We start from the raw sequence: 12,385 nt of genomic DNA on the forward strand, positions 1-12,385 counted from the left end.
GCCTTTTTGCTGCGCGCGGGCAACACATGTACAGCGATGGCCCGCTACCACATCGAAACATACGGGTGCACCTCGAACCGCGGCGAGAGCCGCGACATCGAGCGACGCCTCCGCGACGCCGGCCACCACAAGGTGGAGACGGCGGCTGACGCGGACGTCGCGATCCTCAACACCTGTACGGTCGTCGAGAAAACGGAGCGAAACATGCTCCGGCGGGCCAAAGAACTCGCCGACGAGACCGCCGACCTCATCGTCACGGGCTGCATGGCGCTGGCCCAGGGCGAGGCGTTCGCCGACGCCGACGTGGACGCACAGGTCCTGCACTGGGACGACGTGCCCGAGGCGGTGACGAACGGCGAGTGTCCGACGACGACGCCGGACGCCGAGCCGATCCTGGACGGCGTGGTGGGTATCCTGCCCATCGCGCGCGGCTGCATGAGCAACTGCTCGTACTGCATCACCAAGCAGGCCACCGGCCGCGTGGACTCCCCGCCGGTCGAGGAGAACGTCGAGAGGGCGCGCGCGCTGGTGCACGCCGGCGCGAAGGAGATCCGGATCACCGGCCAGGACACGGGCGTCTACGGCTGGGACACCGGCGAGCGGAAACTCCCCGAGTTGCTGGAGCGCATCGCCACCGAGATCGAGGGCGAGTTCCGGGTGCGCGTGGGGATGGCCAACCCGGGCGGCGTCCACGGCATCCGCGAGGAGCTGGCGGCGGTGTTCGCCGAGCACGACGAGATCTATAATTTCCTGCACGCGCCCGTCCAGTCCGGCAGCGACGACGTGCTCGCGGACATGCGCCGCCAACACGAGGTCAGCCAGTACCGCGACATCGTGGAGACGTTCAACGACACCCTCGGGGAGTGGACGCTGTCGACGGACTTCATCGTCGGCTTCCCGACCGAGGACGACGACGACCACGAGGCGTCGATGGACCTCCTGCGGGAGACCCGCCCGGAGAAGATCAACGTCACGCGGTTCTCCAAGCGCCCGGGCACCGACGCCGCCGAGCTGAAGGGGCTGGGCGGGCAGACGAAAAAGGACCGCTCGAAGGCGATGACGGAGCTGAAAATGGACGTGGTTGGGGAAGCCCACGAGTCGATGGTTGGCACCCGGCGTGACGTGCTCGTCGTCGAGGAGGGGACCGGCGACTCGGTGAAATGCTACGACGGCGCGTACCGCCAGGTGATCGTGCAGAACGCCACCGACCACGGACTGGAGCCCGGCGACTTCGCTACCGTGGAGGTCACCAGCCACCAGACCGTCTACGCGTTCGCGGAGCCCGTGGATGCCGCCGCGGTCGACGACGGCCCCGCCGAAACGACCGCGGACTGACCGTTCGCAGGCGGCGCGCTATTCGGGCGCGGTGTCCGCGTCCTTCCATTCGCCGAGTTCCTTCGGGTCGACGTGGACGAACACGTCGTCGACCTCCGGGATGGATTCGAGGTCGAGGATGAGGTCGGTCTCGATGTCGTGGGCCTCGTGCAGCGTCATCTCGCCCTCCACCTCGACGTGAAGGCTGACGTCGATCTCGGGGCCGACGTAGTGGGCAACCACGTCGTGTGCGCCTTCGACGTCCGGATTGTCGAGGGCGCGCCCGAGGATCTGCTCGCGGAGGTCGGCGGGCGGCGCAGCGCCGACCAGGTAGTTGACGTTGTCCCGGACGATCTCGTAGCCGGTGTGGAGGATGCCGGCGGCGACGACGAACGCCGCAAGCGGGTCCAAGACGGGGTAGCCGGTGGCGGAGCCGAGGACGCCGACGAGCGCCGCGCTGGCGGTGAGGATGTCGTTGCGGTTGTCGAGGGCGGTGGCGCGCAGCGCCGGGGAGCGATGATCGGCAGCGACGCCGAGGACGTACCGGTAGAGGGCGTATTTTGCGACTGCGGTGCCGACGAGCACGCCGACCGCGGGGAGGCCGGGAGTGGGGCCGTAGTCGCCCGCGGCCACGGTCGTGGTGGCCTGCCAGAGCACGGCACCGCCGGCGGCGAGCACGCCCAATGCGACCACCAGGGAGACGAACGGTTCGATGCGTTCGTGGCCGTGTGGGTGTTTGAAATCCGGGGGTTGCGTGGTGAGATAGAGACCGCCGAGAACCACCAGCGAGTACGCCACGTCGGCGAGGCTGTTGATCGCCTCGGAGCCGACCGCGAGGCTGCCGGTCGCCCACCAGGCAGCGCCCTTGGCCGCGACGAGCGCGAGGTTCGCCGCGAGCACGAGCGCACCGACGCGCCGGACTGCGCGCTTGCGCTCCATTGGTCACGCGTAGTGTGGCGGGCAGTATCGAGGTTTCGATTCAGTCGAAATCAACGAACACAGCCCCGGTTGGGGCTTCGGTGGCGTCCGGGCGGGCGAGAAACGCGTCGTGGAGCCGGTCGTAGGTGTCGTCGAGCGCTTCGACGATGACTTTCGTGTCGCTGATGACGGGCATGAAGTTCGTGTCGCCGTTCCAGCGGGGCACGACGTGGGTGTGGAGGTGGTCGCCGATGCTGCCGCCGGCCGCGCCGCCGCCGAGATTCAGCCCGGTGTTGAACGCGTCGGGGCCGAGCGCGGCGTCCAGGGCGTCGAGGGTTGCCTGCTTGAGGCGGGCGTGGTCGAGCAGCGTGTCGGCGTCGAGGTCGCCGTAGTCGCCCGTGTGGACGTCCGGGATGACCATGCAGTGGCCGGGGTTGTACGGGTAGTTGTTCAGCATCACGGCGGCGTGGTCGGTGCGCGCGACGACGAGGTGCTGGCGGGCGTGCTCGCGGCCGGGGAACGCACAGAACACGCAGTCAACGTCGTCGTCGGTCGTGTCGTCGCGTTCGACCCACTCGATGCGCCACGGCGCGAACACCTGTTCCATACGCGGCCCTGTGCGTGGCTGGGCAAGGAGTGTTTCGGTGCCGGTATCAACTATCTATCATGGTAACGATCCACACACATATACGTTCGGGAGGTGTAGGTACTCACACGGGACTCACCGATGGCGAGCAAAACACCGGGCTTCGAAGGGGTGACGGAGTACTGCGAGCGCTGCGGTCAGACCACGACCCACCAGGTTGCGGTTGAGCTCCGAACGGAGAACACGAACACCGAGAACGCCGCGTTCTCCCGGGAGCCGTACCGGGTCGCGACGTGCTGTGAGTGCGACGCCGAACACGCACAACGAATGAACAACGCCTGACGGCCCCGCCCGTCGCACGGCCCGGCTCAAGTGGCGGCTACGCAGTCACGACCTCGCAGCCGTCCTCCGTGACGATGAGCGTGTGCTCGTCCTGCCCGACGAGTTCCCCATCTGCCTCCTTCAGCACGGGGTACGACCGCACGATGTCCGCGCGTTCGAGGCGCGTCAGACTCATCTCCGCGCGCGCGCCGTCGAGCCAGCGGGCCGCGAACGGCAGCCCGTCGAACTGTTCGAGGTCGTCGAGCAACTGGCGCGCGCGCCGGTCCCGGACGGTCCCCGAGGACACCACCTCGTAGATCTCCGTCGCCGCACCCTCGGTGACCTTCCCCGTGCCGGTGGTGACGAACGGCTCGATGGCGACCACGTCGCCGACCGCGAGCTCGGCCCCGGAGTCGACCCCGCGGTTGGGGACCGTCGGCCCCGTGTGGGCGTCGAAGACGTCCATCCCGTGGCCCGTGAGGTTGACCACCGGGTTGTAGCCGTAGGCCTCGACGACGTCCTGGATCTCCGCGCCCAGCGCGCCCGTCTGGACGCCCGGCTCCACCATGTCGATGGCGGCCGCCAGCGACTCCTCGGCGGCCTCCACGAGCTCGGGAGTGCCCGAGAGGTCGACCGTGGTGGCGGCGTCCGCGATGTGCCCGTCGACGTGCACGCCGACGTCGAGGCACACCATGTCCTCGCCGAACTCGGTGTCGTCGTCCGCCCCCGGCGCGGCGTGGCTCGCCTCCTCGTTGACGCTGATGTTCACCGGGAACGCCGGCTCGCCGCCGAGCTCGCGGATGCGCTCCTCGGCGAACGACGCGACCTCCAGGTGGGTCGCCCCGACCGTAACGCGGTCGGCGGCCTCGGACAGCACCGTCGTGAGGATGTCGCCGGCCTCCACGTACTGCTCGTAGGCGTCCGAACCAACCGTCACGCTGTCTGTCATACCAGGAGGTTACCCCGAACGCGGCAAAGAGGTTGCGGGTTGGGCGTGTTACTCGCCGGCGGTGACCGCCGACACCACGTCGCCGGCCGTCATCGCCACGGCAAGCACCACCGCGAGCACGAACAGAACCAGGGTTGCGATCACGTTCAGCTTGGGCGCGGTGCCGTACGCCAACAGCGCGTACATCTCCGTGGTGAGCACGTCCGTGGTCCCGGACACGAAGTACGCGCGCACGAACTCCTCGAACGACCGCACCCACGCGAACAGGAACCCGGACGCGACCGCGGGCGCGATCGCCGGCAGCGTCACGTCCCGGAACGCCACGAGCGGCGAAGCACCCAGGTCGCGGGCGGCGTCCGCGAGCGTGTCGTCGACGGCCGCCAGTCGGGCGGACACCAACAGCACCACGAACGGCAGCCCGTAGACGGCGTGGGTCAGCACCGTCGGCACGAACCCGGGCGTGATCCCCGGCAGCGTGCGGATGGAGATGAGGACGCCGATGCCAAGCACCACGCCCGGCACCACCATCGGGAGCACGACCGCGACCCGGAACGCGTTCGAGAGTGGCACGTCGTACCGAACGAGCGCGACGCTTGCGGGCACGCCGACGGCCGTCGCCAGCACCGACGCCAGGGTTGCGATGGTGGCGCTGTTGGCGACGCTGCCCAACAGCGCGCCGTCCTGAAGCGTGGCCTGGTAGTGCGCGAGCGTGACGCCGGTGAACGGCAGGATCGTGGCGGCGTTCTCCGCGACGGACAGCGCGATGATGACGACCAGTGGTAGCCACAGCACCGCGAGCACGGCGACAGTCCACGCCGACAGCGCGTGCCCCAGGAGCCGACTGCGGGCCGACGGCGACGCCATCAGTGGTCACCTCCGGCCGACGCGTCGGTGTAGCGCGCGGCGACGCCGAACGCGGCGGCGATCAGCACGACCACCACCGTCGCGGCGGCGCTCGCGCTGGCGATGTTGAACGAGTCGATGCGCCCCGCGATGAGCTGCCCCACCAACAACACGGTGGAGCCGCTGAGGAACCGTGGCGCGACGAACGACCCGAACGCCGGCACGAACACGAACAGCGACCCGGCGACGACGTTGGGCAGCGTCAACGGCAAGAGCACGTCGCGGAACACCGCCCGCCGGGACGCCCCGAGGTCGCGGGCGGCCTCCAGCACGTCGAAGTCGACGGCCTCGATGCCCGCGTACAGCGTCAACAGCATGTACGGGAACTGGGCGTGGGCAAGCCCCACGACGATGGCCGGCACCCCGAACCCGAAGGCGTCGACGGGACCGACCCCCAGGACGGTGGCGATGTCGTTGAGGACGCCGCCGTCGCCGAACAGGAGATACCACGAGTAGACGCGGACCAGGTACATGGTGAAAAACGGCAACAGGACCAGGAAGAACACCACCCGCCGGCCGCGGTCGCGGCGCGCGAGCGCGTACGCCACCGGGTAGGCGGCCACCAGACAGACCACCGTGGTGGCGGCCGCGATGCCAACCGACAACAGCAGCGATGTGACGAACGGCGTCGACCAGAACGGCGTGGCGTCGACGAGCGCGGTGTAGTTGGCCGCGGTGGGGTGCCAGATGATCCGGGAGGCGTCGCTGACCCGCGCGAACGACACCGCGACCATGAACGACAGCGGCGCGAACAGGAGCGCGACCAGGAGGCCGCCGCTGGGTGCCAGCAGCGCCGCCAGGCGGGCACGGGGCGACCCGACGAGACGGCCGAGCACGGAGTCTGTGTCGCCCATCTCAGGCGGTCTTGACGCGCTCCCAGGCGGCCCGCCACGCGTCCTCGTTGGCGACGGCCTTCGACGGGATCATGTCCGCCAGGCGGGCCGGGTCGATCGCCCCGTAGAGCTCGGTGCGGCGCTCGGAGAGGTGGGCTGTGGTCTCCGGGTTGACGCTCGGCGCGTGCCCCTCACGGGCGAGCGTGGCCCCGGTCTCGGGGGCGATGTACTCGTTGACGACCTCCCACGCGAGGTCCGGGTGGTCGGTCTGCGTGGAGACCACGGCGGCCTCGAACCAGGAGAGCGCGCCCTCCGTGGGGGTCGCCATCTCGATCCAGTCGGTGCCGTCGGCGCGCATGTTCGTGACGTTCATGCGGCCGGTGTGGCCGACGTGGAAGTCGCCTTTCGTGATGCCTTTGACGAACGACGCGTCGCCCGCGATGTATCCCGAAAGCAGGGACTGCTTCTGGTCGATGAGGGCGTCCGTGACCGCGCCCAGCTGGGACTCGGAGAGGGTGATGCGGTCGCCGTCGAAGGCGTCCCGGAATCCGAGGTGGAGCGCCGCCGCGGACATGGCCTTGAAGTGGTTGTCGTAGAGCGCGACCGCGCTGCTGAGATCGACGCCGTCGATGCCGTCGAACAGCACGCTCCAGGAGGGGTCGTGGTCGGGGACGGCCCGCGAGTCGTAGCCGTAGCCGTAATACCCGAACCGGATCGGCACGCCGTACGGGGTGCCGTCGACGGCGAGTTGGGTGTCCATCGTGTTCTTGAAGAAGTCGTAGATCGCGGGGTAGCTGTCGAGGTCCGAAACCGGAACCGGGGCCGCGAGCCCGGCCGCCGCGAACTTCGGGACGTAGTTGTTGTTGGGGATGGCGATGTCGAACTGCTGGTCTTTCCCGGCCTGCCAGCCGGCGAACATCTTCTCCGAGGAGATCGACTTCGTGACGTTCACCGTGGCGTCAACGGCGTCCTCGACGGCGGCGGCCACGTCGTCGCGGGCGTAATGTTCCCAGGTGAGGACGTTGATCGTTGGGGTGCCCGTGGTGCCGCCGAGACAGCCGGCAAGCGTGGTGGCGCTGGCCGCAGCGCCGGTGGCGGCGAGAAACGACCGCCGGCCCACGGTCGAGTGGGGGTGGCCGGCGTCGCTGGTGGTGTCCGCAGGAGCGTCCGCGTCAGAAGCGTCAGGCTGGCGTGGAGACATGCGACTGTTCGACGGAAGTCGTGGTCGACTGAAAAACCGCGCGATACCCGCAGGTACCGCGGGAAGGCGGGGCCGCGAGTGGAACCGGCAATATCGACGGGATGCGTCGGCCGGATACCCCGGCCTGAGCTATGCCGGAGTAATGACTGCACGAGCGGGGGCCGAGACACCCCCATCTGGGGGCGGGCACGACGACGGGGAGGCGGCCGCGCTGGTGCGGCTGGACGGCGTCCGAAAGACGTACGGTGACACCACGGCGGTCGCGGATCTGACGCTGACGCTGCGCCGGAACGAGCTGTTCACGCTGGTGGGGCCGTCGGGCTGTGGGAAGACCACCACGCTCCGGCTGATCAGCGGCTTCGAGTCGCCGACCGAGGGCACCATCCGGATCAACGGCGAGCACGCGACCGGCGTGCCCCCGGAGCGACGCGACACCAACCTCGTGTTCCAACAGCACGCCCTGTTCCCGCACATGAGCGTCGCCGAGAACGTGGGGTACGGCCTGGAGAAAGACCCCGACGTGGGGGCCGACGAGGTGGCGCGCCGCGTCGAGTCGGCGCTGGACCTGGTGAACCTCACGGAGTCCGGGGAGCGATCGCCGGGCGCGCTGTCCGGGGGCCAACAGCAGCGCGTGGCGCTGGCGCGCGCGCTCGTCAACGAGCCGGCGGTGTTGCTGCTGGACGAGCCGCTGTCGAGTCTCGACCGCACGCTCCGCAAGCAGATGCAGGCGGAGCTTCGGCGGCTGAGCGACGCCGTCGAGGGGTCGTTCTGTTACGTGACACACGACCAGGAGCTCGCGATGGCGGTCTCCGACCGCATCGGCGTGATGCGGGACGGCGAACTCGTGCAGGTCGGCACCCCGGCAGCCGTCTACCGGAACCCGGCGTCCCCGTTCGTTGCGTCGTTCATCGGTGACACGACGCTCGTCGACGGCACCGTCGAGCCAGCGGCCGGGGGCGCGCCGGCGCTCACGGTCGGCGACTGGGTGACCGTTCCCGTGGCGACGGACGCGACGGGCGCGGTCACCGCCTCGATCCGCCCGGAGATGGTCGCCCGCACCGACGACGCTGCCGCCGACCACGCCTTCGAGGCCGTCGTCCGCGAACGAACCTTCCAGGGGGAGGCGGTCCGGTACCGGCTCGCACCCGTCGGTGCCGCCGAGGGCGTGACGCTGGCGGCGTCGATCCGCGACACGGACGCTCCGCTGTCGGCGGGCGAACGCGTCACCGCCGCGATCACCGGCGATCCCGTGGTGTTCGACGCCTGACGCGAGTCAGTGCCGTGCGGTCTGCATCGCGGCGGCGTTGTGTGCTGTGCCGCACCCGCCGTCGCGGTCCACGACAATGACGCCGGCTGACGCCCCCGTGAGTTCGCTGAACTCCTCGATGGCACGGTCGGCGGCCGCCTGCGCCCCCAGCCCGGCTTCGAGGTGCCGGACCGCGCGCCGCGAGAGCGTGGTTTTCGCGATGGCCTCGCCAGCGCCGGTGGCCGACGCCGCGCCCGCCGGGGCGGCGTAGAACCCGGCCCCGATCTGGGGCACGTCGCCGACGCGCCCGGCGAGCGCGAGCCACCGGCCGCCCGTCGAGGTCGCGGTTGCGAACCGGTCGCCGTCGGACGCCACCGCGCCCACGGTGTCGTGGTCGCCGGGCGGCGACTCGCGGCCGCCGGGGTCAGTGCGTCCGAACCGCTCCCGCACCCAGTCGCGGTGGTCGGTGGGTGACCCGTCGGGATGGGAGTCGAGGTCGTCCCAGCGGGCACGGGTGTCGGCGGTCCAGAGATCCGACTCGACGGGGATGCCGGTGTCGGCGGCGAAGTCGACGGCGTGCACGCCGCTCAACAGCACGTGCGGGGTGTCCGCCATGACCGCGCGGGCGACGGCGACCGCGGCCTCGACGCCGGGCATCGAGGCGGCTGCGCCGGCCGCGCGGTCGCTGGTCATCATGCCCGCGTCGGTGCGGATCACGCCATCCGATTGGGGTGTCGCCCCGGTGCCCGCGTTGAACGCGGGGTCGCGCTCCAGGACGCGAACGGCCGCCGTGACTGCGTCGACGGGCGTTGCGTGCGATGCGCCGGTGTCGGCTGCCGTCTCCAGGGTGTCTTGGCGGGGTGCGGGCGCGTCGGGGGGAGCCCCGGCACCGCCGTGAACGAGCACGCGCATGCGCTCCCGTACCGCCGCCAGCGGGGAGTGCGTTGGGGGTGGCGGCGACGGCGCAAACAGTAGTCCTTTTAGGCGTCTCGCGTGAGGTGTAAACGACAATGAGCTACGACAAGATCGAAGTCCCCGAGGGCGGGGCGAAAGTCAGCTACGACGAGGCCGCCGACGAACTCGACGTCCCCGACACCCCGATCATCCCCATCATTCACGGGGACGGCATCGGCAAGGACGTCGGTCCCATCGCCCAGGACGTGCTGAGCGCGGCCGCCGAGGCCACCGGCCACGACATCGAGTGGATGGAAGTGTACGCCGGCGAGTCCGCCCGGGAGATGTACGACGAGAACCTCCCCGAGGAGACCGTCGAGGCCATCCGCGAGCACCGCGTCGCGATCAAGGGGCCGCTCACGACGCCGGTCGGTGCCGGGTTCCGCAGCCTCAACGTGGCGCTGCGCCAGACGCTTGACCTCTACGCGAACGTGCGGCCGACCTACTACCTGGACGGCGTCCCGTCACCCATGAAGGCCCCCGAGGAGATGGACATGGTGACCTTCCGGGAGAACACCGAGGACGTCTACGCGGGCATCGAGTGGGAGGCCGGCACCGACGAGGCGGAGCAGGTGCGTTCGTTCGTCGAGGACGAGATGGACTTCGACGACGTGATGCACGACGGCGACATCGGGATCGGCCTCAAGCCCATCTCGGAGAAGGGCTCCAAGCGTCTGGTACGGGAGGCAATCGACTACGCCATCGAGAACGACCGTGACACGGTCACGCTCGTCCACAAGGGCAACATCATGAAGTTCACCGAGGGGCAGTTCGGTGACTGGGGGATGGAGGTCGCCGAGGAGGAGTACCCCGACGACGAGGTGTTCGCCGCGCCCGATTCGCTGTGGGAGGAACAGGACGAGGTCGACATCCCGGAGGACGCCGTCATGGTCGAGGAGCGCCTCGCGGACGCCATGCTGCAGTGGATGCAGCTGCGCACCGACGAGTTCGACGTGCTCGCGATGCCGAACCTCAACGGCGACTACCTCAGCGACGCCGCGGGCGCGCAGATCGGCGGCCTCGGCATCGCGCCGGGCGCGAACTTCGGGGCGGGGCGGTGTCTCGCGGAGCCGGTCCACGGATCCGCGCCGAAGCGCGCCGGCCAGGACAAGGCGAACCCGACCGCGCTCATCCTCTCGGGCCGCCTGCTGTTCGAGTACATCGGCTGGGACGACGCCAGCACGCTCGTGCGCGACGCCGTCGAGGACACCATCGAGTCGGGCACGGTCACCTACGACCTCGCGCGCCAGCGCGACGACGCCGAGGAAGTGTCCAGCACGACGTACGCCGAGGCCGTCATCGACCGCATCGAGGACCTCGCGTAACGCCGCCAGCGCCGAGCACCGACCACCGTGGGCCGGTTTTTTGAGCCGCCGTGTTTATCCTGGCCGACGCCCCATGATCGGGTGATGTCGTACGCTGTCGTCGGGTGTTCGGACTGCAACGCGCTGTGGGTGGTCGCGGGCCGCCCGGAGACCACCAGCTGTCCGCGCTGCGAGACGCGCCACCAGTTCGGGACGCTCAAACAGTTCGTCACCACCGACGACGAGGACCACGCCCGTGAGGTGCGGGCGTCGATCCTCGCGAACAAGGCGGGCTACGGGGAGGCGTTCGCTGACATGGACGGGTTCACGGCGCTCGGCGAGGACGCCATGGCGGCGGGCATCGACGACGACGACTACCTCGACGCGGCCGGCGTCGACGCGGCCGAGGCGGCGGCCGCCGGGGAGCGCGCCGAGGGCACCCGGCGCAGTCGCTCGCGACAGGACACCGTCAGGGCGGCGCTGCGGGAGTTGGACGAGCCGACGGAGCTCGAGGTGGCGGCGTTCGCCGCCGAGCACGGCGTCGGCAGCGAGTACGTCGCGGACGCGCTGGCGAAGTTGACGCGGGCGGGCGAGGTCGTCGACGCCGGGGACGGCTACCGGCTGTTGTGAGCGCGCCTAGCGCCCCAGGTCGGCGTGGGCCGCCGAGAGGCGGCGAGAGGCCAGCGCCGCCAGGAGGTTGATCTCGCCGGCGAGCGCGCCCACTGCGATGATCTCCGCGAGCGCGTCGGCGTTCGCGCCCGCGGGGTCGCCGCCGCCGCGGACGCCGAGCACGTCCAGTGCCTCGCGTTGGGTCGGGAGTGTGGTGCCGCCGCCGACGGTGCCGACTTCGAGGCTCGCCAGGTTCACCGACGCGTAGAGGGCGTCGTCGCGGGCTTCGACGGTCGTGATGGCGTTTGCGCCCTCGACGACCTGGGCGGCGTCCTGGCCGGTCGCGAGGAAGACGGCGGCGACGACGTTCGCGGCGTGGGCGTTGAACCCGAGGCTGCCGGCTTTCGCGGAGCCGATGAGGTTCTTGCGCGTGTTGGCTTCCTCGATGGCGGCCGGCGTCGTGTCGAAGCGCTCCTCGACCACGTCCTGGGGGATGGTCACGTCGGCCGTGACCGTGCGGCCCCGGCCCTCGACGGCGTTGATGGCGGCCGGTTTCTTGTCCGTGCAGAGGTTGCCCGACACCGCGACGAGCTCCGCGGGGGTTTCGTCCTCCACGAGCTCGCTTGCGGCCTCGGTGGCGATGGTGGCCATGTTCATCCCCATGGCGTCTTTGGTGTCGTACCGGAACCGGAGGTAGACGTTGTCCCCGACGACGTACGGCGTCACGTCGGTGAGTTCGCCGTGGCTGGTCGTCGATTCGGCGGCCGCCGCCAGGGCGTCGGTGTTGTCGTCGGCCCACTGGGCGACCTCCGCGCCCTCGGTCACGTCCGCGACGCGGAACACCGGGGCGCGCGTCATCCCGGTTTTGGTGACGCGGGCGTTCGCGCCGCCGGCCGCGGTGATCGCCGAGCAGCCGCGGTTCACGGACGCGACCAGCGCGCCCTCGGTGGTGGCCATCGGGAGGTAGTACTCGCCGTCGGCGGCGCCGCCGCTGAGGGCGACCGGGCCGGCGACGCCGAGCGGGAGTTGCGCGCCGCCGGTGAGGTTCTCGACGGCGGTGTCGGCTGCCTGATCGGCGTCGAAGGCGAACGCGCCGAGCGCGTCGGTGTCGGCGTCGGTTTCGCGTTCGAGGACCGCGCGGCGTGCCGCCGCGGCGGTGTCGGCGTCGGTCTCGTCGTCGAGTTCGTACAGCCGGAGGTCCCCGGCCTGTACGCGGTCGGCGAGGTCGCTGGCATCGTCGGGCATGC

General features: G+C 70.3%; 13 protein-coding genes. 5 read left to right on the plus strand and 8 right to left on the minus strand.

What is annotated here, in order from left to right; translation table 11 throughout:
- Positions 1-36: 36 nt before the first annotated feature.
- On the plus strand, positions 37-1,335 hold the full coding sequence (locus ACOZ32_RS01470; RefSeq protein ID WP_205250992.1) for a tRNA (N(6)-L-threonylcarbamoyladenosine(37)-C(2))-methylthiotransferase: 1,299 nt from the start codon (positions 37-39) through the stop codon (positions 1,333-1,335).
- Positions 1,336-1,353: 18 nt separating this feature from the next.
- Here ACOZ32_RS01470 and ACOZ32_RS01475 read toward each other — a convergent pair whose 3' ends face one another.
- A complete protein-coding gene (locus ACOZ32_RS01475) occupies positions 1,354-2,253 on the minus strand; it encodes a cation diffusion facilitator family transporter (RefSeq protein WP_010903363.1) in 900 nt (299 codons plus the stop codon).
- 40 nt (positions 2,254-2,293) lie between these two features.
- On the minus strand, positions 2,294-2,839 hold the full coding sequence (locus tag ACOZ32_RS01480; protein ID WP_205250993.1) for an HIT family protein: 546 nt from the start codon (positions 2,837-2,839) through the stop codon (positions 2,294-2,296).
- Positions 2,840-2,959: 120 nt separating this feature from the next.
- On the opposite strand from ACOZ32_RS01480, the gene ACOZ32_RS01485 reads away from it, so the two are divergent.
- Complete coding sequence (locus ACOZ32_RS01485; protein WP_010903365.1) at positions 2,960-3,160, plus strand: hypothetical protein; 201 nt, start codon at positions 2,960-2,962, stop codon at positions 3,158-3,160.
- A 37-nt stretch (positions 3,161-3,197) separates the two neighbouring features.
- Here ACOZ32_RS01485 and map read toward each other — a convergent pair whose 3' ends face one another.
- From map to ACOZ32_RS01505, 4 genes are read right to left on the minus strand one after another with little or no spacing between them, the layout of a single operon-like run.
- Entirely contained in the window at positions 3,198-4,088 is an 891-nt protein-coding gene (gene map / locus ACOZ32_RS01490; protein ID WP_010903366.1) for a type II methionyl aminopeptidase, read from the minus strand.
- Positions 4,089-4,136: 48 nt separating this feature from the next.
- Positions 4,137-4,952 (minus strand): ABC transporter permease, encoded by an 816-nt coding sequence (locus ACOZ32_RS01495; RefSeq protein WP_205250994.1) that lies wholly within the window; start codon positions 4,950-4,952, stop codon positions 4,137-4,139.
- The gene (locus ACOZ32_RS01500; protein ID WP_010903368.1) at positions 4,952-5,845 is read right to left on the minus strand and encodes an ABC transporter permease; all 894 of its coding nucleotides are present in this window, start codon (positions 5,843-5,845) and stop codon (positions 4,952-4,954) included. Before ACOZ32_RS01500 ends, ACOZ32_RS01495 begins: the two co-directional genes overlap by 1 nt.
- 1 nt (position 5,846) lies before the next feature.
- Positions 5,847-7,025 carry an ABC transporter substrate-binding protein gene (locus ACOZ32_RS01505; RefSeq protein ID WP_424334872.1) on the minus strand — a complete coding sequence of 393 codons (1,179 nt, stop codon included), beginning with the start codon at positions 7,023-7,025 and terminating at the stop codon, positions 5,847-5,849.
- Between the two features lie 142 nt (positions 7,026-7,167).
- On the opposite strand from ACOZ32_RS01505, the gene ACOZ32_RS01510 reads away from it, so the two are divergent.
- On the plus strand, positions 7,168-8,292 hold the full coding sequence (locus ACOZ32_RS01510; RefSeq protein ID WP_424334873.1) for an ABC transporter ATP-binding protein: 1,125 nt from the start codon (positions 7,168-7,170) through the stop codon (positions 8,290-8,292).
- Between the two features lie 6 nt (positions 8,293-8,298).
- On the opposite strand, the gene ACOZ32_RS01515 is transcribed toward ACOZ32_RS01510, so the two are convergent.
- The gene (locus ACOZ32_RS01515; RefSeq protein ID WP_010903371.1) at positions 8,299-9,183 is read right to left on the minus strand and encodes an isoaspartyl peptidase/L-asparaginase; all 885 of its coding nucleotides are present in this window, start codon (positions 9,181-9,183) and stop codon (positions 8,299-8,301) included.
- Between the two features lie 98 nt (positions 9,184-9,281).
- On the opposite strand from ACOZ32_RS01515, the gene icd reads away from it, so the two are divergent.
- Together icd and ACOZ32_RS01525 are read left to right on the plus strand one after the other, a co-directional pair.
- Positions 9,282-10,550 (plus strand): NADP-dependent isocitrate dehydrogenase, encoded by a 1,269-nt coding sequence (icd, locus tag ACOZ32_RS01520; RefSeq protein WP_010903372.1) that lies wholly within the window; start codon positions 9,282-9,284, stop codon positions 10,548-10,550.
- A gap of 84 nt (positions 10,551-10,634) precedes the next feature.
- Positions 10,635-11,159: a DUF5817 domain-containing protein gene (locus ACOZ32_RS01525; protein ID WP_205250996.1), complete on the plus strand. Its 525-nt coding sequence runs from the start codon at positions 10,635-10,637 to the stop codon at positions 11,157-11,159.
- Between the two features lie 6 nt (positions 11,160-11,165).
- Here ACOZ32_RS01525 and hmgA read toward each other — a convergent pair whose 3' ends face one another.
- Positions 11,166-12,383, minus strand: coding sequence for a hydroxymethylglutaryl-CoA reductase (NADPH) (hmgA, locus tag ACOZ32_RS01530; RefSeq protein WP_010903374.1), 1,218 nt, complete (start codon positions 12,381-12,383; stop codon positions 11,166-11,168).
- Between the last annotated feature and the right edge of the window lie 2 nt (positions 12,384-12,385).

The organism is Halobacterium sp. MBLA0001 (genome assembly GCF_049705385.1).
Taxonomy (GTDB): domain Archaea; phylum Halobacteriota; class Halobacteria; order Halobacteriales; family Halobacteriaceae; genus Halobacterium; species Halobacterium salinarum.